Consider the following 21,563-nt stretch of genomic DNA (forward strand, 5'->3'; position numbering starts at 1 on the left):
ATTTTAAGCTAAAAACAGGTATTACTTAAAAATAGCGTATCTTTGCCCGCTGATAGACAGTCTATCATATACATAAAAATCATTTAAATAATATTGGAATGTATTTAACAAAAGAAGTTAAAGAAGAGATTTTCGAAAAACACGGTAAAGGGAAAAACGATACAGGTTCTGCTGAAGGACAAATCGCATTGTTTACTCACCGTATTAATCACCTAACGGGACACTTGAAGAATAATCGTAAAGATTACAATACAGAGCGTTCGTTAGTAAAGCTGGTAGGAAAGCGTCGTTCGCTTCTTGATTATTTAATCAAGACAGACGTATTAAGATACCGTGCTATTATTAAAGAATTAGGTATTAGAAAATAAGATTTTCAGGGGGCTTTCGAGTCCCCTTCTTTTTTACGCTGGAGTGTATCCTGAGCCTTTCGAAGGGCAAAAGTGAACCCCAGCACTAAGTCCTCAGAGACAAGAGGCAGAGAAAGCTTAAGAGCTAGTTTTTCATTGGTCACCACAACTACAACTACAACACAACGACCCAAAAAAATGAACGCTACTGTACCGTATAGCAGTAGGTTCTTAATTACTAATAACGCATAAATACGAAGTAAAACTCTAGATTTATGTGAATGAAAAACAACAATTATAATATGATTCCAAAGGTTTACAGAGAGGTTATTGACCTCGGTGATGGTAGAGAAATCTCTATCGAAACAGGAAAACTTGCAAAACAAGCGCATGGAAGCGTTGTGGTGCAATCAGGAAAATGTATGCTACTATGTACTGTAGTATCTAATTACAAACAATCAGATGTAGATTTTCTTCCACTTACGGTAGATTATCGTGAGAAATTTGCTGCATCAGGTCGTTACCCAGGAGGTTTCTTCAAAAGAGAAGCACGCCCTAGTGACGGAGAAGTATTAACCATGCGTCTTGTAGACCGTGTGTTACGTCCATTATTCCCAAAAGATTATCACTCTGAAACACAAGTGATGATCCAATTAATGTCTCATGATGATGATGTCATGCCAGATGCAATGGCAGGTCTTGCAGCATCTGCTGCGATTCAACTTTCTGACTTCCCATTTGAATGCCCAATTTCAGAAGCAAGAGTAGGTCGTATTAATGGAGAATTTATCATTAATCCAACACGCGCACAATTAGAAGAGTCTGACATCGATATGATGATTGGTGCCTCTGCAGATAGTGTGATGATGGTAGAAGGTGAAATGGATGAGATTTCTGAAGAAGAAATGGCAGACGCTATCAAGTTTGCACATGAAGCTATAAAAGTACAGTGCGCGGCTCAAGTTCGCCTTGCAGAAGCTTTTGGAAAGAAAGAAGTACGCGAGTACGAACCCGAAAGAGAAGATGCAGACCTTAAGCAAAAGGTACATGATATGGCATATGACAAAGTATATGCTGTCGCAAAAGCGGGTTCTTCAAAACATGAGCGTGGTGCTGCTTTTGGTGAAATCAAAGAAGAAATTAAAGCTACTTTCTCAGAAGAGGAACTTGAGGATTTTGGAGATTTAGTATCAAAATATTACCGTGCTGCCGAAAAAGCAGCTATTAGAGATCTTACCTTAAATGAAGGACTTCGTTTAGATGGTCGTCAGACTACTGAAATACGTCCTATATGGTGTGAAATAGATTATTTACCATCTGTACACGGATCATCTATATTTACACGTGGAGAAACACAAGCACTTGCTACTGTTACACTAGGAACATCTAGAGAAGCAAATCAAATTGATATGCCATCGTATGAAGGAGAAGAGACTTTTTACCTTCATTATAACTTCCCTCCTTTTTGTACAGGAGAAGCAAGACCTATCCGTGGTACTTCACGTCGTGAAGTAGGACATGGTAACCTTGCACAACGTGCACTTAAAGGAATGGTTCCTGAAGATTGTCCATACACAGTACGTATTGTTTCTGAAGTATTAGAATCTAACGGTTCTTCTTCTATGGCGACTGTTTGTGCTGGAACTATGGCCATGATGGATGCAGGTATCCAAATGAAAAAACCAGTTTCTGGTATTGCTATGGGACTTATCTCTGATGCAGAATCAGGAAAATATGCAGTTCTCTCAGACATCCTTGGAGATGAAGATCACCTTGGAGATATGGACTTTAAAGTAACTGGAACGGCAGATGGTATTACTGCTTGTCAGATGGATATTAAAGTAAAAGGACTTTCGTATGAGATTCTTGTGAATGCTTTAAAACAAGCGAGAGATGGTCGTCTTCATATTCTTGAAAAATTAACCGACACTATTGAAGCACCTCGCGAAGATGTGAAGTCATATGCACCAAAAATGGTTTCTGTTCGTATTCCAAATGAATATATTGGAGCACTTATTGGACCTGGAGGAAAAGTGATTCAGCAATTACAGAAGGATACTAAGACCACTATTGTGATCAATGAAGATCCTGTAACAGAAGAAGGAATGGTAGAAATCTTAGGTACTGGACAAGAAGGTATCGATGCTGTTTTAGCAAAGATTGATTCTATTACGTTCAAGCCTGTTGTCGGAAACACCTACAAGGTAAAAGTAATCAAGATGCTTGATTTTGGTGCTGTTGTAGAATATCTAGATGCGCCAGGAAACGAAGTATTATTACACGTTTCTGAGATTGCTTGGGAGCGCACAGAAAATGCTTCTGATGTACTTTCTATGGGAGAAGAACTAGAGGTGAAATACTTTGGTATTGATTCTAGAACTCGCAAAGAAAAAGTATCTCGCAAGGCCTTGCTTCCAAAACCTGAAGGATATGTAGCGCGTCCACCAAGAGAAAATAATGATCGTGGTGGAAGAGACAATCGCGGTAGTCGTGATAATCGTGGCGGTGGTCGCGATAACAGAGACCGTAATCGTAACAGGGATTAATCTCGCACACATGAATTATTGGTTGTGAGGCATTACTATACTCACCACTGATTCTATATAGAAATCGGCTATCTTTTAGTAGGTAGCTGATTTTTTTTTTTGCTTTCGCGAAAGCGTACTTCGTATGTTACAACAAACAACCTGATACTTGCTACATTTGAAGACTTAAACGATTACAGACGTTTGAGTTCTATGAGTTTTATATTTACATCTAGAAGTGTTTTTGTATATATTTTCTTAAACTGCTCAAAGTATTTTAGACCTGTCTGAACGCCTTCGCCTGTACTAATATTTTTTTCTATTTGCTGTAACAAATACCCTTGATGGGTCATCCCCAGATTCATAAAGCTAGATTTTAACTTATGTGCAAGCTCACTAGCTCTTGGATAAAATTTCCTTTCAACACATGTGCTTAAGCTATTAAAATCATCTGGAGTGTCTGCAATAAACACCTCTAGCAGAGATACAATAAACTCTTCGTCATTATCAAAAGTTTCTTTAAGCTTAGCTATATTTACCGTAGTACTGTGCGTATCCTCTTTCTTTAGAGTATTCACCTCATCTAAATTTGTTTCTTCATCAGATACAAGCCAGTAAAGTACTTCTTTTAAGGCATCTTCATCAACAGGCTTTGTAAGGTAAAAGTCAATACCTGCTTTTATGGCATTTTTTCTAGATTCTGGAAAAACATCTGCCGTACACATAACTATAGGTACTTTTTTTATAGCGTCCTTATGAGAAGCTCTTATTTTCTTGATCGCGTCTACACCACCTAATACAGGCATGTGCATATCCATGAGTATGAGGTTGTAATATCCATTTTGTTTTTGGGTATAAATAGCGACTGCTTCTTGCCCGTTATCTGCTATATCCACCTCAATACCAAGACGGTTCATAAGCTGCTTGATATAGAATTGATTCATCGTATTATCTTCTGCAACAAGCACTCGCAATCCTTCAAGTTGTTTCTCAGAACGCTTGTGGGTTTTGATTGTTTCCTCGGTACTTTGTAAGTTACTTTTGGTAAGTGGGAGTTTAAAAGAAAAACTAGATCCTTTACCTTCAATACTAGATGCTGTAAGTGTTCCGTTTTGAAGATTAATGAGTTCTCGTGTAATTGCTAACCCAAGTCCCGTTCCATTAGATTTTGAATGTCCCGCTTCTTCTATCTGATAAAAACTATCAAAAATATGATTCAGTTTGTCTTTAGGAATCCCAATCCCAGAGTCTTTTACTTCAAAATGTACTTCAAGCTGATCTTCTGAAAGTTCTTTGTGTGTTACAATAATACCTATTTTACCTTCGTGTGTAAACTTTATGGCATTCCCAATAAGATTTGTAAGAATCTGATTAAGTCGATATTGATCGCCCACAACAATATCAGGGATGTTTTGATCAATCTCTGTATAAAGTAGAATTCCTTTCTCATTGGCCTTTGTCTTAAAACCTTCAGATAAAGAGGTGATTACTTTTCTTATGTTGTAATTGTAGGATTGAATAGATAGTTTACCTGCTTCAATTTTTGAGAAATCTAGGATGTCATTTACGATAGATAATAAACTTTTTGCAGAGAAGTCTATGCCTTCAATATTTTTTTTAAATTGCTCTGTATCTGCATTGTCATTTTTTTTAACAATATCTGCAAGTCCGAGAATTACGTTGAGTGGCGTGCGTATCTCGTGACTCATATTAGAAAGGAACGTCGACTTTGCTTTTGCTGCTTTTTGGACATGCTCCATTTGCTTACTCAAAACATCTAAGCTATCTCTTTTCTCAGTGATATTTTTAAGATATATACTATAAGTATCGTCTCCTTTGTTATAGTTATTTGAAATTATAATCTCATAATACTCAAGAGAACCATTGGGTCCATACAAGTGAATTTCTTCTCTTTTACCTAAAATATTTTTTTCTTTCTTGTGAGTTTGATCCTCTACATCTTCTTTTAATCTTTGACAAATCTCAGCCGGAAGTAAATTAAAAATATTTTCTTCATTTGCACCTACATCTGACAAAGTGAAGAAATCTCGTGCCCTTTCATTGGCAAGGATCATCTTTCCAGATCTTTCAAAAACAATCGCGCCATCGAGCATGTTTTCAAACATTGCTTCATATAGAGAAGCATCTACCTTAGAAGTAACACTAGGCGTCTGGATTTCATTTGATTGTAGTGTACTGGTTGAGTTATCTAATGTAACGTCAGAAGTGATTGGAATGGTTGCAGATGAGGCTAAAGGTGCTTTCTCAGGCAGGTAGTATATGATTTTATCAGAAGCCATTACATTTTGATAGAAGCCCGTAAATTGTGAAAACCATTCATCAAATGGGTTTACAATCGTTTTTTCCTCACAAATTCGCTGTATTTCAATGGAGAGTGTCTCTATATATTCCCGAATCTTCCGCTTACAAGAAAGATAGTGGACGATATTATCATTTACGAGATCAAGATTTATTTTCTTATCCAAAATAAAAGCTGGCTCAAGCACTGAAACAGAACCACAATGTGCTGTTGCAGCTTTGTGTAAATAGTCTGAAAACAAGAGAGCTAGAGCAATCTCTTCGGCAGATCCATCTTCATATAAAACAGAAAATGGTTGAAAACTCGCTATTAATGGGAAAAATTCTTGTAATTCTGAGCGAAGTGATGCTGCATTACCTAAAAATCCTACATCATGAAAAAGAAGATAATGCTCTATTTCTAGATAACATTGTACTAATTGATAATGTGATTTTTCAGAGTCAGGATTGAAATCAACATTATTTATTTTCTTTTTTAAGACATCAAGCTTTTGAGAGTCGATTCCTTGAAAATAAAAATGTTTTAAGAATTCCTGATAGGGATCAGTTGAGTCAATTGATGTCGCTTCAATGACTGTTGACTTTTGAAAAAGCCGATTAAGTATCGAATTCATTAAATAATATTATGTTTAGGGGTATTGCAATTTAATGTTTTTTTTAGAATATCGTTTTAAATTAATTTTTATCAGAGTCTTAATACACCTATGACATGGGTTTTAATATGCTTTCGCGAAAGCGTACAATAGAAATAACAACCCCTAAAATCTTTCTATAAACACAGCTTATGGGCATTTTCCGACAGGTTTTTATGGTCACCTTTTTTATATTCTCATCCTATTTCAATGCTTTTATAGGCCTCTAAAGTAATTCCCGATAATAGTTACCACGCCTTTTTTTTTACACTCTATAATTCTTTAGTAATTTGCCTTCATCAATAAAAAAAACATGTACTTATGAAAATTAAAAAAATACTATTTTTCGCCCTTGCAACCATCACTTTATGGAGTTGTAGTTCTGATGAGGACTCAAATGTACTTCCTGACAATTTTGATAATGGTGCTATTATTTCTATAGCAAACTTAACAAGCAATGTTATATTTGACGACAACTTAGAAGGAGGTATAGATGTCAATTTAGAATACAGAGACTCCGAAAATGGAGCTTTATTGGATAAGTTAGACGTCTATGTCAGTTATTTTGACAGATCAGAAAATGTTGGAGATAGTAGTAACGCTATATTTGGTGAGCTCCTTTTAAGAACTGTTGAAGAAACTGACTTTTCTAATGGGGAAAATGAATTTCCAGTTCATAATCTTGTGATTACAACACAAGATTTTCTAGATCTTACAAATAATACCCTTGACGGTATTGCGCCTAGTGATGAATTTCTTACTCGCTTTGAACTCACCTTAACAGATGGCCGTGTATTTTCTACGAATAATACAGGAAACAATGGAGGGCTTATTAGTAATTTTAATATGCTAACAAGAGTAGAGTAGACTTTGATCTCCCAACACCAAAAATAAACTCCGAAAGTTTTAAATAAAACTCTCGGAGTTTATTTGTGTTTAATTTTTTAAAATCGATATAGGATTTTTGGGGTATAGGCAAGCCCACCTATATCTTGTTCTAAAGCACCCTTAAGTCTGTAAGGAGAATATTGAAGATCTACTCCAATAGTAAGATCTGTATTTTCTGTAGGCTTCCACTTCCAGTGTAAACCTGGTGCTACTAAAAAAGAAACCAATCCTCTACCTGCATTTTGATCATCATTATTAAAGAAACTAAAAGGGGTTTGGACAATCATGGTAGAAATACCAACACCCAATCCTAATTCAAGCTTATTTGCACTATCTATGGAGGCTAAGTTCTGACTAAACCTCAAAAAAGTATTGACAATAAAATTACTACGCACCTCTTCAAACTGATCCATCACATCAGGATTCTCTAATACAAATGGATCACCTTGCGTGGGAATTACAAATTGAAAAACTGCTGTAATGGATTTATTTCTTAAGGTAGGGATATAAATCTCTACGTCTATAAAAGGAGAAGGTTTGATGTACCTAGATAGCGTTCCTTGGGGTATGTAAAACCCACCTCCTATTTCAAATTTGGGTTGGCGCAAATGCCGATCATTATCCCAATAGTCAAGAGTCAATGTTTTGGTGACTGTTGAGTCAGATTGTGCTATGCTCATGTAAGCACATAAGCTTAGTAGTATAATTAAATATGTTTTCATAAAGTTGTGGTTTAAAATTTATTTTTTTGTGATAAGAAGCACATGAAGTATTCACAAAAGAAATCATTAATTTAAAAGCGGATTTCTTTTAAAAGTGATCCCTTTACGTATAAGATAGGCGTGGTATGCGCTTGGAACGTCATGCGTCCATTGTGGTAATAACAAAGTGATAAGAAGCCTATCCAAGTGTGCAACATATCCTACGATAAGGGATACATAAAACACAATACCTGCATAGTGAAATCCAAGCATCGATGTAAATACCGCTAGAAGTGTAAGCCCCCATAATTTTGAAATAAATGCATGTGAAGCTGATTCTCTTTTAAATTTTACTAAACTCAAAACATAACAGAAAGCTTCTAGTCCCAAAAGAATACGGACTTCGATCATATGATCTTGTATAAGATCCGGATAGATCAACCAGGTTGAGATACCTATAAATAGCCAAAACAGCATATCTGCCTGACTATCTAATCTTCGCAGTGTAGCTGTAGCCACCTGATACTTTCTTGCAATAATCCCATCTAATACATCAGAAATCAATCCAAGGTACATAAGAACCAAAATAGAAGAAAGTGCTAATTCTCTGTAAAAGTAAGCAGCAAACAAAATAACAGGAGCTGCTATACATCTAAAAATAATAAGTGCAAATGGAATATGTTTCATAATCGTGTTTATTTTAATATGATTCAAAATTATTGCACTATTCACATTTTTATAAATTCAAAACACAAGAAATGGCATTATTTTTTGCGATAATCACAAAAATCGTATTTTAGCCCTATGGAACAAAATCTTTTTTTAAAGGAAATTAGAGCGGTAGTCCCGTCAGAGACCTCTCTAATTGAAGCCATTGCTACTGCTTTAGACATTAGTTATGACGCAGCTCATAGAAGAACAAGCTTGAAGAGTAAACTTTCCCTCTCTGAGAGTGTAATACTCGCTAAACATTTTAAACTCTCTTTAGACAAGCTATTTGTGAGCAAACAAAGTAATTGGGTTTCGGTAGAGAAAACGGCTCCTATTCATGATGAAGAAGGATTAAAGGCCTATTTTGAAAGTTCATACAAAAATCTTACTCCCTTATTAGGTAAAAAGAAGTGTAAGCTCATCTATTCTGCCAAGGATATTCCTATTTTTTATGATTTAAAAAGTGATATAATGATGCGCTTTAAAATCTACGTTTGGCTTAAATTACTAGACCCCACATTCCACTCTGTAAGTTATAGTCACTTTACGCCTAGTCTTGATATTCAACAAATTGCTAAACGTTTGGGAGATTTGTATGAAGATTTACCCATTACCGAAATATGGGATCTTACTACGATTAATGGTACTTTAAAACAGATTCATTTTTATTTTAAAGCAGGACATCTTACTGAAAAAGAAGCTTTGATGATTACAGCAAGCCTCAAAGAAACCATTCATAAAATTGGACAACGCGTTGTGACAGATCCTACCTATTTGTTTTATTACAATGAATTATTAATAATGAATAATAATATTTATGCACAAGTAGACGATCAGCAGTCATTATACATTCCTTTTACACTATTGTCATACTATCGCACCTCAGACCGAATTACCTGTGATCATGCAAAAATGTATTTGGATAAACAATTACAACATTCTAAGCTATTAAACACTGCTGGAGAAAAGGAGCGGAATACTTTTTTCAATAAGATTCACAAGAAAATTCAAGCGTTAGAACACTTGATAAGTGCCTCTGAGGCACTGGATTTTGAGTAGAAAAGTGTTGTATACGCTTTCGCGAAAGCAAAATTAGCTACATTTAATACCATCCTGACGCAACCTTTTATATTTTGACAGACTATTAAGGTAAGTTTAATAGCTATAAACGGAATAACAAATCATTGGAGAAAACAGAACTCATTGCTAGGTGCAAAAAAAATGATCTAGCAGCCCAGAAGTTATTATTTTTGAAGTACAAGGATCTCATTTATATGACATCGCTAAAATACTGTAATAATAAAGCTGAGGCTGAGGACAATGTACACGATGTTTTTATTGTGATTTTTGAAACAATCCATAAATATAAAAACAAAGGATCTTTTGAAGGATGGATAAAACGCATTGCTATTCACAAAGCAGTGGATAAATTTAGGGAGAAAAAAACGACAGATTTACCCTATCAAATAGAAAGTGACACAGGAGAGATAACAATAGACAAAGAACATATAGACATACCCATAGATGAAATTTTTAAGGCGATACAGGAATTACCTGAGCGATATAGGCTTGTGTTTAACCTGTATCAACTGGATGACTACTCTCATAAAGAAATAGCGAACATGTTATCGATTTCTGAAGGTACATCAAAATCAAATTTTCATCGTGCCAAACAAATTTTAAAAGAAAAAATACTAGCATTTTCTAGCACCAAAATATTGAATTAAAAACCTATGAAACCAGAAGAAGATATAGGAAGTTTAATTAAAACAAAACTTCAATCAGCACAAAAAGCTTCTAAAGAATCGACTTGGGAGCAAATACAACACTCATTAGAAGAGCGTAGAAAAAAGAGAAGGATGGCTTTTTATTATAAAGTAGGATCAGTGGGCTTACTTATTTTACTAGGGGCATTATTCATCTTTAATTATGTATATATGGATACAGAAAGCACCACTGCATCTCAAAAAGAAATGTATTCAAAATCTGATAGTCAAAAGACAGCAAGTACTGAAAAAAGTAATAATGTAATAGAAACTCCTACAGGTATAGAAAGCGAAAATAAAGATGTAAACAACCTAGAGACAAGTAGCGCCTCACATCTAGAAACATCTGAAAAAAGTAAAACAACCACTATTTCTAGAGATTTTAACGCGAACTTAAAAAACAATCAGACTACTAATCAAACAAAAGCTCAGACTGAAACAGTGGTTAATAATGACAATACTTCTTTCTTAAATTCACCATCAGCAACTAAAAAAGAAAAAGCTGTTGATACCATTGTTAATAGAAATGATGTCCCTGTCACACAAACAAGTCAAAAAGTGTATTATTATTACAACAGTAAAAATGGGAAGGAAATAACTAGTACCAATAAAAAGGTAATCGACTCCATTGTTAAGGTGAATCAAAAAAAACAGGATTCTTTAAAAACTAACCATTAGCATTCTCATAAAACATATAAGAATCTAAAATTTAATCAATTAAAGTGAATTTTTATCCAGAAGATTGATTTTAATTACTTTTAAACGCAACCATTAGTAAGTTAATTAGTCTACTAGTAAAAGGAGGTAACAATAAAAGGGTTATCTTTAATTTTAAAACAATCTAAATTTTTAAAAAAAACTAATTAATCAAAAAACAATGAGTATGAATTTTAGAAAATTACTTTTTACTGCATTTGCAGGCTGTATCTTATTTTCTTGTGACAGTGATGACAAAGTAACTAATGTTGTTCAAGATAATGTAGAAACTGGAGCGGTATTAAGAACTGTAGAGATCGTAGAAAATTCAATCCCTATAGCTATAGAGAATGGACAAACTATTATTTCTGGCGAAGCAAGATTATCCATTATAATTGAAGAACAAGATGAAAATGAAGGAGCTTTACTAGAAAGCGTAGATGTTTATACTACATTTTCAGATGGATCTCCAGATACAGGAGATACGAGTATGGCGGTAACAGAAGAAGTTTTTCTAGGCAATATTCCAGCTAGTTTATTTACAGCTGGACCATTTGGTTTGCCAAGGCTTGAATTTACACTTGATGGTTCAGAATTAGTTAGTGCTGTAAATCTTACACCAGACGCACTCTTTGGAGGAGACACATTTACGACTAGATTTGCATTAAACCTTACTGATGGACGTACTTTTTCTTCAGATAATGCTGGAGGTATTATTACCGCTGGTTTCTTTAATTCTCCATTCCAATACATCACACCTGTTGTATGTAATCTAGACACCAATTCTTTTGTTGGAAATTATTTAATAGAAGAGATTACACCCTATGTAGATGGACCTACATTTGCAGATGGTTCTGTTGTTGAAGTTTCAGTAGGTGATACAGATACAGAGCGTGTTTTCTTTACGCCTAACTATCCTGATTACTGTACTACTCCTAATGACTTTAAATTATTATTTGTGTGTGGGGAGATTATTATCCCTATACAAGAAAGTAACTGTGCTTGTAGTTCAGGTGCTGACTTCTTTGGACCTACGGATGCCCCTGCAAATTATGATGCAAACGACGATACCGTATTTTTTGTCACCTTTTTAAATGATGTACAAAACGACTGTGGGCCACCAGCAATAACAACATACCAATTTACTAAACAGTAAATCACTCAAAAAAAACCTGATATTAAAAAATATCAGGTTTTTTTTTGATTATGACGCAACCCTTTATTATTATTAAGTCTATTCTAAAACAAACCAACGTATTGGAGCTTGTCCAACTCATAGATAAATGCAAAAAAGGTGATCGCAAATCACAGCAAATCTTATACAACAAGTATAAGGACACACTTTTTGCGCTTTGTCTAAAATATTGTAAGAATCGTGCAGAAGCAGAAGACAATTTGCAGGATTCATTTATAAAAATATTACAAAGCATAAAGACCTATAATGGAAAAGGGTCTTTTGAAGGATGGATGAAACGCATTACTATAAATAGGGCTATAGATCGTTACAAGAAAGAACCATTTATAGAATCTATAACAGACCAACATTTAAAAGAAGACACAACAATAGATATGGATGAAACTCCTGTAAGTCTGCAACAAATGCTAGCACTTATTCAGGAACTTCCTAGTAGATATAGATTGGTATTTAACCTTTATGAGCTAGATAATCATACACATGTAGAAATAAGTGAAATTTTAGGAATTAGCATTGGAACTTCAAAATCAAATTTGCATAGAGCCAAGATAATTTTAAAAGAAAAGATCACATCAATATATAGAACCACCCAAAAAAACTCAATTGTAAATGGGTAATAGAAAAGATATAGGTAAAGTTTTCAATGAGAAGTTCAAAGATTTTGAACAAGCACCTAGTGCAGACTTATGGGACACTATTGCCTCAGGACTAGATCAAAAAAATGATCGAAGAATAGCACCATTATGGCTATATTTTGGAGGCTTTCTTATCATAGCAATGTTAACAGGTCTATTATATTGGGCTCCGTGGGATCTATCAGATTCTATAAATGGGAAAGAACAACCTTTAGTTACCAATGCAGATACTGTAACTCAAGATGAAACAGATATCCATTCTTCCTACCAAAAAGAAAAAATAACAAATACAGTAGATACAAACACTATAGACCATACGACTTCAGAAACAACTGCTAACAAAAATCCCAATGATCTCTCAAACACAAACGATTCTGAAACCACTACGACAAATAATTCTTTAGTATCAACTACTACTGATGATTCCTTGTCTTCTGAAAATCAAAAATCAAAAAAATCACAATCCCTAGCTACTGTTTCGAATACTTTTGAAAGCACAAAAGACTCGTACAATACAGCAAATAGCGATTCTTCAGAGAATCAAACAACAACATCTTCTACATCTTATTACGAGAAAAAAGCGGTATCTACCAGAAGTATTTTGAATACAATGGTAAGTGCTTCTCAAAAAATAAGAGATCAGAAGGAGCTTGAAGCCAAAACTGCCTACGAAGCAAAAATAAAAGAAGAATTAGCCACCGCCATCGCAACACAAAAGGAAGCAAACAAAATAGATTTACAGAAATGGCAAGACTCTATACAATCCATAGAGGCTTCCAAAAAAGTGGCCTTGGCCGTTACTCCTCATACTGAAGAAAAAACTGAAGTAGCAAAAGCCGTTAAACTTCCTAAAACTCAAGAAGAACGAGAAAATGATCGCAAAGAATCTGTAAATTACAAATTTGCCATATCTCCCTATACTAGTTTATTAAGCTATGGTTCGCTTTCTAAAGGTTCGTCTATAGACAATAGACTCGTGGACAATCCAAGAGATGCTGTGAGCACGATAGGTTATGGAATCCGTGCTGACTATAAATTATCTGAAAAATCTAGTATTCGCTTTGGAATCGGTGTTGCTCCTCTACAATACAGGACAGATGATTTTCAGGTATTGATTACAAATAATAATGTCAATATTTTCCAACTCTCAGGAATTAACCCTCAAAATTTAAACCAGTCAGGTGGTGGTATTGAAACCAGCCCTACAGCACTTGCCTTTTTTAATGCTAACGATGTGGTAAGTATAGAACAAAATATATCATATGTTGAGGTTCCTGTAGATTATCAATATCGTTTTTTGAACAAGCGTGTTTCTATGAGTTTTAATACAGGTCTTAGCTTGTTTGTTCTTACCAACAACAGAGTTTTTGCAACAGCAGATAATGGTCAAAGCATCTTTATAGGTAGAGAAACTAGCCTAAAAGACCTAAGCTTAGCTTTTAATTTAGGGCTTGGTACCTACTATAATTTTTCAAAAAATTGGAGATTTGACTTAGAACCAGCATTTAAATACCAACTCAACCCCTACTCTGATAATATTGGAAATTTCAGACCTTATTATTTTGGACTACAGTTTGGTGTGTCCTATAAGTTTTAATATGATGGATGCAAAAAACATATCTCTTGGTTCTCTTTATTTTAAACCCGCATTATGCATTAGAACTTCGCAATGATGCTTAAAGAAGCAATAAAATATGGCATTTTCTGAGTTTTAGCATAGCATCGCTATGGTAAAACTTAAAAATGTAGAGTAACGGTATATTTTGAAGCTTACTCAAGTTGTGATAGATTTTCTAATGCATAATGCGGGTTAAACCATGTAGTTTGTATCAGTAATTTTCTATTAGCTCAATGGTCCATTTATCTACTGCATATCCTTTGAGAATATTTGGCGTTTTAAAAACACCGTAAATAGTTCCTGATAATCCTAGAATGACTGCAATTTCAGATGAGCTTGTTATAAAGTATGTTAACAGTGTAAATCCTGAAGCCAAATACACTAAGCCTATATTTGTGAGTATAGATACCAATAATGGATGCTTTTTTATTTTTATAATTTCAGGAAGTTTAATTTCCTTGCCTCTAATAAGAATAGTATTTGCATCTACAATCTTAAAACGACCAGATATTTTTTCCCCTTTTATTGTTTTTAATCGTATTCTCTTATTTTCTTTGATAATAATTTCTTTCTTATTTTTATTATTCGTGATTTTTATAACACCTTCTTGAGCATATGTAAAACAAGTAAAAAATAAACCCAAGACCATTAAAAATTTTAATTTCATCATAATACTTTTTTTAATTACACACTCTAAATTAGATGTATATGATTAAATACTTTTTTTATTTATTACTAATTTAATATCTTAAATTTTGCATTTTTTACAAATGATGTGTCAATTAAGTATTATACTTTTAAAATATGCAAGAATTATTTATTCAACATCTTAAAAAACACCTTCCAGGAGACCAATCACTCATAACTGTTATAGGAGATATTTTGAACATAAATTATGATGCAGCCTATAGAAGAGTAAATAACAAAACACATTTATCACTCGAAGAGACCGTTATTTTAGCAAAACACTTTAAGATTTCCCTCAATAAACTCTTTGAAGTAGGATCGCAGAGTACACTTATTGCTGAAAAGTCACCTAAAATTGTAGATGTTTCAGGGCTAGAAAATTACTTTAAAGCCTCTTTACAAAACCTAGAACCGCTTACAAAACTAAAAAGTGCTTCCATCACCTATTCGGCAAAAGACATCCCGTTGTTTTACACCCTCACTGATTCTTTTTTAACCCGTTACAAAATATACGTATGGCTCAAATTTTTAAACGAAGATGGGAGTATGGCAAAAACAACTTTTGAAGATTTTATAAAACAAATTCCAAATTCGCTACTAGAAAGTGCCTTTGCTTTAGGAGAAACCTATAATTATATCTCCATCACTGAATTTTGGAATGACAATACGATTAATGGTACGTTACAACAAATCCTTTATTATTTTGAAACGGGGTTATTGAGCAAAGACTCGGCGATACGTATTTGTGAAGATTTATCCAATATTGTAAACCATGTGGAGCAACAAACCATTAAGCAAACCATCATACATTCAAAAAATAATGCTTCTTATAAACTATATAAAAGTGATTTATTAACGATGAGTAATACAATCATGGTTAAAACAAATCACCAAAAAGTATTTTTCACTCCCTTCACGGTATTGACTTATTTTAAAATTCAGCATCAACAAACCTGTGAAGAAATGGGACTCTTTTTCCAGAAACAAAGGCTAAATTCAAAACTACTTGTCAACGCTGGAGAAAAAGATAGAAGTATGTTTTTCAATAAGATGCATCAAAAAATAAAATCAATAGTAGATAGAATTCATATAGATAACAACAGCGCTATATTTTAGCACTATGAGTACGCTTTCGCGAAAGCGTATACTACCCTATTTCAAAAAAAAGTAAAATAAAAATAAAGTTTTTGTAACATTTTGCGACTTTCTTGCGTATAACAAGTACAACACTCAAACTAAAGTTGATTTTTACATGAGACAACTCAAAATTACCAAGCAGGTCACCAATCGTGAAACTGCATCCCTAGATAAATACCTACAAGAAATTGGAAAAGTTGACCTAATTACCGCTGATGAAGAGGTGGAATTAGCACAACGTATTAAAGCAGGAGATCAACGTGCTTTAGAGAAGTTAACCAAAGCAAACTTACGTTTTGTGGTCTCTGTGGCAAAGCAATACCAAAATCAAGGACTTACATTACCAGATTTAATTAATGAAGGAAACCTAGGTCTTATCAAAGCAGCGCAACGTTTTGATGAAACCCGTGGATTCAAATTTATATCGTATGCTGTATGGTGGATTCGTCAATCTATCCTACAAGCACTCGCAGAACAATCTCGTATCGTACGTTTACCACTTAACAAGATTGGCTCTATTAATAAAATTAATAAAACATACGCTTTTCTTGAGCAAGCTCATGAGCGCCCACCAAGCGCCGAAGAAATTGCAAAAGAGCTAGATATGACAATTAATGACGTAAAAGAGTCTATGAAAAACTCTGGGCGTCACGTAAGTATGGATGCGCCTCTTGTAGAAGGGGAAGATTCAAACCTATATGATGTATTACGTTCTGGCGAATCTCCAAATCCTGACCGTGAATTACTTCATGAGTCATTACGCACAGAAATTGAGCGTGCACTGGAGACATTAACACCTCGTGAAGCAGATGTGATCCGTTTATATTTTGGATTAGGAGATCAACATCCTATGACACTTGAAGAAATAGGAGAAACATTTGATCTTACTCGTGAGCGTGTTCGTCAAATTAAAGAAAAAGCAATACGTAGACTTAAACATACATCTCGTAGTAAAATATTAAAAACATATTTAGGATAAATCCCTAATAACAGTAACAACAGTTTATCATAACTGTTCGTTTTTTGATTGATGAATGAATCCTCGGCTGATTACCGAGGATTTTTTTGTATCTTACTTATAACTAACACCCTAGACCAAAATTATGTTATACGGCATATGTTATGTAAGTACATTGCGCAGTCCTTTAGATTCACATGAACTAAGGGAGCTGTTCGTGTTTTGTGCGACAAAAAATATAGCTGAAAACGTAAGTGGCGTCTTATTACACAATTCTGGAAACTTCCTTCAGTATTTTGAAGGGGATGAGTTAAAAATAAAAGAGCTCTTCTATTCAAAAATCAAAAAAGACACGAGACATAAGAACATCATTACACTTTTTGAAAAAGAAATTAATGATTTGTATTTTACTGGATACAAAGCGGGTTTTACATCCATCATGGAAGATAATCAAATAGGAAGCTTACGGTCTTATCTCAATTTACTAAAGTATTTAGATTCTTCTGAGATGGAAGCACTTTCTAAAACTGTGAATTCTTTTTTAAGTGCCAAGTAATAAAGTATTGAGGCAAGTCCTTGAAGCATTCAACGCACCTATTTTTTTAATTTTTTCTCAACTACCCTACAGGTATTCGATCTCAATCTAAATATAGAACGAACCCAGATCCTCCTGAAAATTGGGAGTAGTTCAACTAGCTATTTTAAATTTGTTGCTTCGTAACGCTTTAAAACAGCGTTTCACACATAAAATTCTTAAAAAAGATGTAGTTTTGCAAGAAATTTAAACTCCTATTCATGTCTGAAAAATTAATAGCCCCTTCGATACTTGCAGCAGATTTTGCCAATCTACAACGGGATGTAGAAATGATTAATCATAGTGATGCAGACTGGTTTCATATTGACATCATGGATGGAGTATTTGTTCCGAATATCTCTTTTGGAATGCCAGTTTTACGAGATATTGTAAAACATGCTACAAAAACGATTGATGTACATCTTATGATTGTAGATCCAGACAGATACATTCAAACATTTGCAGATCTTGGTAGTGATATCCTCACGGTACATTATGAAGCATGTACCCATTTGCATCGAACCTTACAAGCTATAAAGAGCGCTGGCATGAAAGCTGGTGTAGCCCTCAATCCTCATACCAACGTGCAGTTATTGGAAGATGTCATTCAAGACATAGACATGGTCTGTATCATGAGTGTAAACCCTGGTTTTGGCGGACAGAGTTTTATAGAAAATACCTATGCAAAAGTAAGTGCACTTAAAGAAATGATTACGCGTAAAAACGCATCAACACTTATCGAAATAGATGGAGGGGTCACTAATAAAAATGCAAAAAAATTGGTAGATGCTGGTGCAGATGTGCTTGTAGCGGGAAGTTATGTTTTTAAATCTAGTAATCCTATTACCACAGTAAAAGACCTTAAATCGCTTGTAAATTAATTTATTGAGTATATTACAGGTATACTTTATGTTATGCCTGAAGCGTCGTTTAATACTTGGACTTCTTTATTTCTCATTGTAAGTGCTATAGGTTCCTTCCTTTCAGTACTTCTTTTTACGGATAAAAATGGTCGAAAAAACAATTGGCCCATTGCCCTTATTATTTTAGGATTTTCTTTAGTTCTTGTACAGTATGTTCTTATATGGACTAATTATAGAGCAAAATATCCTTATGTATATTTTTTTGACACGACTTGGTATTTCCTTTTCGGACCTCTTTTTTACGTTTACATTCTTAAGTTTTATGTAAAAGAATACAAAGTCAACTTCATTCATTTTATAATCCCTATTATTTTTGCAATACTCTCTGTTCTTTATTTCATAAAAACAAAAGGACATACAGAATATGAAAACGTCAACAAGGAAGTTTTATTTACGTTGTATTGGTCTTTAAAATCTCCTTGGGTGGCTATCGGTATACTCATTACATATATCATCGCTTGTGTCGATTTTATAAAGATTCATACCCCAAAAAAAGAAAATGCGGCTATACAAATGCGTACTCGATGGATTCGCTTTTTGCTCTTTTTATTTTTTCTCTTTGTCATAGCTTATATAAGTTATTACGTATTAGTGAAGTTTTCATTCTTTAATCCCTCTTGGGACTATGCAATAAGTTTTACAATGGCTATTGGTGTGTATGGTATAGGCTATATTGTCTATATGGAGCCTAGAATATTTAATGGCGAATTATTTGCGAGCTTATTTCAGGCCTCAAAAAAGGAGAGTAATGATTTAAGTTCACAAACCAAAGACGAATTTTATAACACCCTTATACAATATATAGAAACTTCAAAACCTTATTTAAACAATGAGCTTCGCCTTGTAGATGTTGCCACAGAAATAGGGTTAACTATTCATATCGTATCACAACTAATCAATGAGAAGGCACATAAAAACTTTAATCAATTTATCAATGAATATCGTTTAAAGGAAGCCGAGATACTCCTTCAAAACAATGAAGATATCGCTATCTATACTATGTATTATAGTTTGGGATTCAATAGTAGAACTACTTTTTATAAAGTCTTTAAAAACAAACACAAATGTACACCTCTTGAATATCAAGCTGCTTTTAAAAGTAAAACTTTGTCGTAATGGGATAAGGTTTATAATTCTGGACAACTCTTGATCAAATAAGTCAGACATTAGTTTTTATAAACTTAAAACTCTGACATTATGAAAATTACAAATTTACTTTATGCACTATTCCTTTTTATCTTTATAGGAATTACGACAGCTCAAGAATCTGAAGTTGCTATATATGTAAGCGATGCCGGAAACTTTAATAACCCACCTTGGCAAATCCTAAAATTTGATCAAAATGGAGAAAATCCAGAGGTGTTTATAGATGATGATGATGGTCATATTGCCTGGCCTCAAGATATAGTATTTCTTGAAGATGAAACTGCTGTTCTTATCTCTAGTCTTAACAGTGGTTTAATCACAAAACACAACGCAACAACAGGTGAGTTTATAGAAAACTTTGCCTCAGAAATAGGAGGTCCCACTCGTATGAAAATAGGACCTGGAAATTTATTGTATGTACTACAATGGCAAGGAAATGGCACTGTTCTTAGGTATGAGTTAGACGGCACCTTTGTAGACGAATTTACAGAAATAGGTATACCACAAAGTATTGGAATAGATTGGGATAGTGAGGGCAACTTATATGTTTCATCTTTTACAGGAGATTCTGTAGAAAAATTTGACACAAATGGTGAGTTTGTAGAAACTTTTATCAATTCTAATTTAGTAGGGCCTACAAATATTTGGTTTGAAGATAATGGTGATTTAATTGTCATAGATTACAATGGTGGCGCTGTAAAGAGGTTTGATAGTGAAGGCAATTTTCTAGGTATTTTTATTGATGGAATTAGTTTTGCAGAAGGTGTTGCTTTTTTTCCTGAAGGGGATATACTCATTGGGGATGGGAATAACAGCTCCATAAATAGATATGCTAATGATGGTACATTCATTGAAACCTTTATAGAGAGTGGCGCAGGAAATTTACTTACTCCTAATGCTATTGTACGCAGAGAAATAACCCTAGCGATAGAAAGTTTTTCAAAACAAGATATTACCATCAGCCCAACTACGGGAACGACGTTTACGATAAGCGCCTCTGATGTTTCTAAAACAGGTACCATTACAATACACAATGTTTTAGGACAACAGATAGATCGCATGCAATATAAAGAACTACCACAGACATGGAACGCTCACACCTATGCAGAAGGGGTCTATTTTATTAAGATTCATACCTCAGATGGATCACAACAAACACATAAGGTAATTGTAAAAAAGTAACATACCCCCCTATTTGGTAAAAGAGGTTGTCGATTGTATAGGTAGCCTCTTTTATTTTTTAAGATCAATATATGACTCAGTACCCTGCAAAATTAAAATTAAGAAGACATTTTTGGTGCTCATATAATTGAGGAAAATGCTGTTTGAAATCATTGGGAGATTCTATAAAATACTCAGCTAGTACCGCCATAAACTCAAATTGATTTGTAAAAGCATAGGCTCTAAAATACTTAACTTCATCTAGTTTATCTTTAAGCTCTTGATCAGTAAGTCTTCGAAGTATTTTTTGAAATTGACGCTCAAAACGCAATCCATCAATATCGTTACTTCGTTTTGCATCTAGCTGTAGCGCATGCATAAATTCATGTATTCCTAGGTTGAGATTATCATCTGTAATACGATATCCTATCAGAAAATCTTCCCATGACAGCACAAGCGCTTTCTCTCTTGGATTAAACTCTCCTTTATGATAGTCGGCATTGGTATTACTGTAAAATGCTTTTGGATAGATCAAAATATAGTCAACAAGTGCGTACTTATAATTCTTACGTCCAAAAGTGAGCATACATCCTACCGCTGCAATTAAGATGATCATCTGGTCGGTCACTGCTAGATCATCACGCCCTACAAAATCTTTGTCTTTTATAAAGCTGGCAACTCTATGTTCAAAACGTTTTTTCTCTTTAGAGGTCAGTAAGGAGTAAAAGTGAAACTCTTTGGTTAAGATTTCTTTTTGCTTTCGCGAAAGCGTTCTAAAAATAAATAAATCTCTATAAAGTAAGCGATCATATGTATTAGCATACCAGTTTTCAAAGATTCTGAAAAGGATATACAAAACCCATAACCCTAGGGCTCCTAATACGTAAGGAATTACCCAATCATACTCGTAGACATATCCTTGAATTAATAGCATAGTATCACAA

20 protein-coding genes are annotated in these 21,563 nt (G+C 34.1%); 15 read left to right on the top strand and 5 right to left on the bottom strand.

The window, feature by feature from the left end; genetic code table 11:
• Nucleotides 1-98 precede the first annotated feature (98 nt).
• Nucleotides 99-368, top strand: a complete 270-nt coding sequence (rpsO, locus tag ACFO3O_RS02180; protein WP_379976895.1) for a 30S ribosomal protein S15 — start codon at nucleotides 99-101, stop codon at nucleotides 366-368.
• A 281-nt stretch (nucleotides 369-649) separates the two neighbouring features.
• Nucleotides 650-2,893 (top strand): polyribonucleotide nucleotidyltransferase, encoded by a 2,244-nt coding sequence (locus ACFO3O_RS02185; protein ID WP_379977238.1) that lies wholly within the window; start codon nucleotides 650-652, stop codon nucleotides 2,891-2,893.
• A 173-nt stretch (nucleotides 2,894-3,066) separates the two neighbouring features.
• On the opposite strand, the gene ACFO3O_RS02190 is transcribed toward ACFO3O_RS02185, so the two are convergent.
• Complete coding sequence (locus tag ACFO3O_RS02190) at nucleotides 3,067-5,805, bottom strand: ATP-binding protein (protein WP_379976896.1); 2,739 nt, start codon at nucleotides 5,803-5,805, stop codon at nucleotides 3,067-3,069.
• A gap of 339 nt (nucleotides 5,806-6,144) precedes the next feature.
• Between ACFO3O_RS02190 and ACFO3O_RS02195 the strand changes: the two genes are divergently transcribed.
• Complete coding sequence (locus ACFO3O_RS02195; protein ID WP_379976897.1) at nucleotides 6,145-6,690, top strand: hypothetical protein; 546 nt, start codon at nucleotides 6,145-6,147, stop codon at nucleotides 6,688-6,690.
• A gap of 77 nt (nucleotides 6,691-6,767) precedes the next feature.
• Here the strand turns inward: ACFO3O_RS02195 and ACFO3O_RS02200 are convergent, their stop codons facing one another.
• Both ACFO3O_RS02200 and ACFO3O_RS02205 read right to left on the bottom strand, forming a co-directional pair.
• Nucleotides 6,768-7,433: a hypothetical protein gene (locus ACFO3O_RS02200; RefSeq protein ID WP_379976898.1), complete on the bottom strand. Its 666-nt coding sequence runs from the start codon at nucleotides 7,431-7,433 to the stop codon at nucleotides 6,768-6,770.
• A gap of 66 nt (nucleotides 7,434-7,499) precedes the next feature.
• On the bottom strand, nucleotides 7,500-8,099 hold the full coding sequence (locus ACFO3O_RS02205; RefSeq protein WP_379976899.1) for a CDP-alcohol phosphatidyltransferase family protein: 600 nt from the start codon (nucleotides 8,097-8,099) through the stop codon (nucleotides 7,500-7,502).
• A 117-nt stretch (nucleotides 8,100-8,216) separates the two neighbouring features.
• Between ACFO3O_RS02205 and ACFO3O_RS02210 the strand changes: the two genes are divergently transcribed.
• The 6 genes from ACFO3O_RS02210 to ACFO3O_RS02235 all read left to right on the top strand — a co-directional run bounded on the left by ACFO3O_RS02210 (nucleotide 8,217) and on the right by ACFO3O_RS02235 (nucleotide 14,012).
• Entirely contained in the window at nucleotides 8,217-9,182 is a 966-nt protein-coding gene (locus tag ACFO3O_RS02210; protein ID WP_379976900.1) for a hypothetical protein, read from the top strand.
• Between the two features lie 125 nt (nucleotides 9,183-9,307).
• The gene (locus tag ACFO3O_RS02215) at nucleotides 9,308-9,850 is read left to right on the top strand and encodes an RNA polymerase sigma factor (RefSeq protein WP_379976901.1); all 543 of its coding nucleotides are present in this window, start codon (nucleotides 9,308-9,310) and stop codon (nucleotides 9,848-9,850) included.
• 6 nt (nucleotides 9,851-9,856) lie between these two features.
• A complete protein-coding gene (locus tag ACFO3O_RS02220; RefSeq protein WP_379976902.1) occupies nucleotides 9,857-10,567 on the top strand; it encodes a hypothetical protein in 711 nt (236 codons plus the stop codon).
• Nucleotides 10,568-10,772: 205 nt separating this feature from the next.
• The gene (locus tag ACFO3O_RS02225) at nucleotides 10,773-11,741 is read left to right on the top strand and encodes a hypothetical protein (protein WP_379976903.1); all 969 of its coding nucleotides are present in this window, start codon (nucleotides 10,773-10,775) and stop codon (nucleotides 11,739-11,741) included.
• Between the two features lie 50 nt (nucleotides 11,742-11,791).
• Nucleotides 11,792-12,397: an RNA polymerase sigma factor gene (locus ACFO3O_RS02230; RefSeq protein ID WP_379976904.1), complete on the top strand. Its 606-nt coding sequence runs from the start codon at nucleotides 11,792-11,794 to the stop codon at nucleotides 12,395-12,397.
• The gene (locus tag ACFO3O_RS02235) at nucleotides 12,390-14,012 is read left to right on the top strand and encodes an outer membrane beta-barrel protein (RefSeq protein ID WP_379976905.1); all 1,623 of its coding nucleotides are present in this window, start codon (nucleotides 12,390-12,392) and stop codon (nucleotides 14,010-14,012) included. The genes ACFO3O_RS02230 and ACFO3O_RS02235 overlap by 8 nt, the downstream gene beginning before the upstream one ends.
• Nucleotides 14,013-14,244: 232 nt before the next feature.
• Here ACFO3O_RS02235 and ACFO3O_RS02240 read toward each other — a convergent pair whose 3' ends face one another.
• On the bottom strand, nucleotides 14,245-14,703 hold the full coding sequence (locus ACFO3O_RS02240) for a hypothetical protein (RefSeq protein WP_379976906.1): 459 nt from the start codon (nucleotides 14,701-14,703) through the stop codon (nucleotides 14,245-14,247).
• A 134-nt stretch (nucleotides 14,704-14,837) separates the two neighbouring features.
• On the opposite strand from ACFO3O_RS02240, the gene ACFO3O_RS02245 reads away from it, so the two are divergent.
• From ACFO3O_RS02245 to ACFO3O_RS02270, 6 genes are all read left to right on the top strand, one after another.
• On the top strand, nucleotides 14,838-15,836 hold the full coding sequence (locus ACFO3O_RS02245) for a hypothetical protein (protein ID WP_379976907.1): 999 nt from the start codon (nucleotides 14,838-14,840) through the stop codon (nucleotides 15,834-15,836).
• Nucleotides 15,837-15,972: 136 nt separating this feature from the next.
• Nucleotides 15,973-16,836, top strand: a complete 864-nt coding sequence (locus ACFO3O_RS02250; RefSeq protein WP_089373128.1) for a sigma-70 family RNA polymerase sigma factor — start codon at nucleotides 15,973-15,975, stop codon at nucleotides 16,834-16,836.
• 124 nt (nucleotides 16,837-16,960) lie between these two features.
• On the top strand, nucleotides 16,961-17,371 hold the full coding sequence (locus tag ACFO3O_RS02255) for a BLUF domain-containing protein (RefSeq protein ID WP_379976908.1): 411 nt from the start codon (nucleotides 16,961-16,963) through the stop codon (nucleotides 17,369-17,371).
• 239 nt (nucleotides 17,372-17,610) lie between these two features.
• Complete coding sequence (rpe, locus tag ACFO3O_RS02260) at nucleotides 17,611-18,270, top strand: ribulose-phosphate 3-epimerase (protein WP_379976909.1); 660 nt, start codon at nucleotides 17,611-17,613, stop codon at nucleotides 18,268-18,270.
• 33 nt (nucleotides 18,271-18,303) lie between these two features.
• Complete coding sequence (locus tag ACFO3O_RS02265; protein ID WP_379976910.1) at nucleotides 18,304-19,428, top strand: helix-turn-helix domain-containing protein; 1,125 nt, start codon at nucleotides 18,304-18,306, stop codon at nucleotides 19,426-19,428.
• Nucleotides 19,429-19,509: 81 nt separating this feature from the next.
• Nucleotides 19,510-20,640 carry a T9SS type A sorting domain-containing protein gene (locus ACFO3O_RS02270; protein WP_379976911.1) on the top strand — a complete coding sequence of 377 codons (1,131 nt, stop codon included), beginning with the start codon at nucleotides 19,510-19,512 and terminating at the stop codon, nucleotides 20,638-20,640.
• Between the two features lie 76 nt (nucleotides 20,641-20,716).
• Here ACFO3O_RS02270 and ACFO3O_RS02275 read toward each other — a convergent pair whose 3' ends face one another.
• Nucleotides 20,717-21,553: a zinc-dependent peptidase gene (locus tag ACFO3O_RS02275; RefSeq protein WP_379976912.1), complete on the bottom strand. Its 837-nt coding sequence runs from the start codon at nucleotides 21,551-21,553 to the stop codon at nucleotides 20,717-20,719.
• Nucleotides 21,554-21,563: the final 10 nt, after the last annotated feature.

The organism is Dokdonia ponticola (assembly GCF_042653865.1).
Classification (GTDB): Bacteria; Bacteroidota; Bacteroidia; order Flavobacteriales; family Flavobacteriaceae; genus Dokdonia; species Dokdonia ponticola.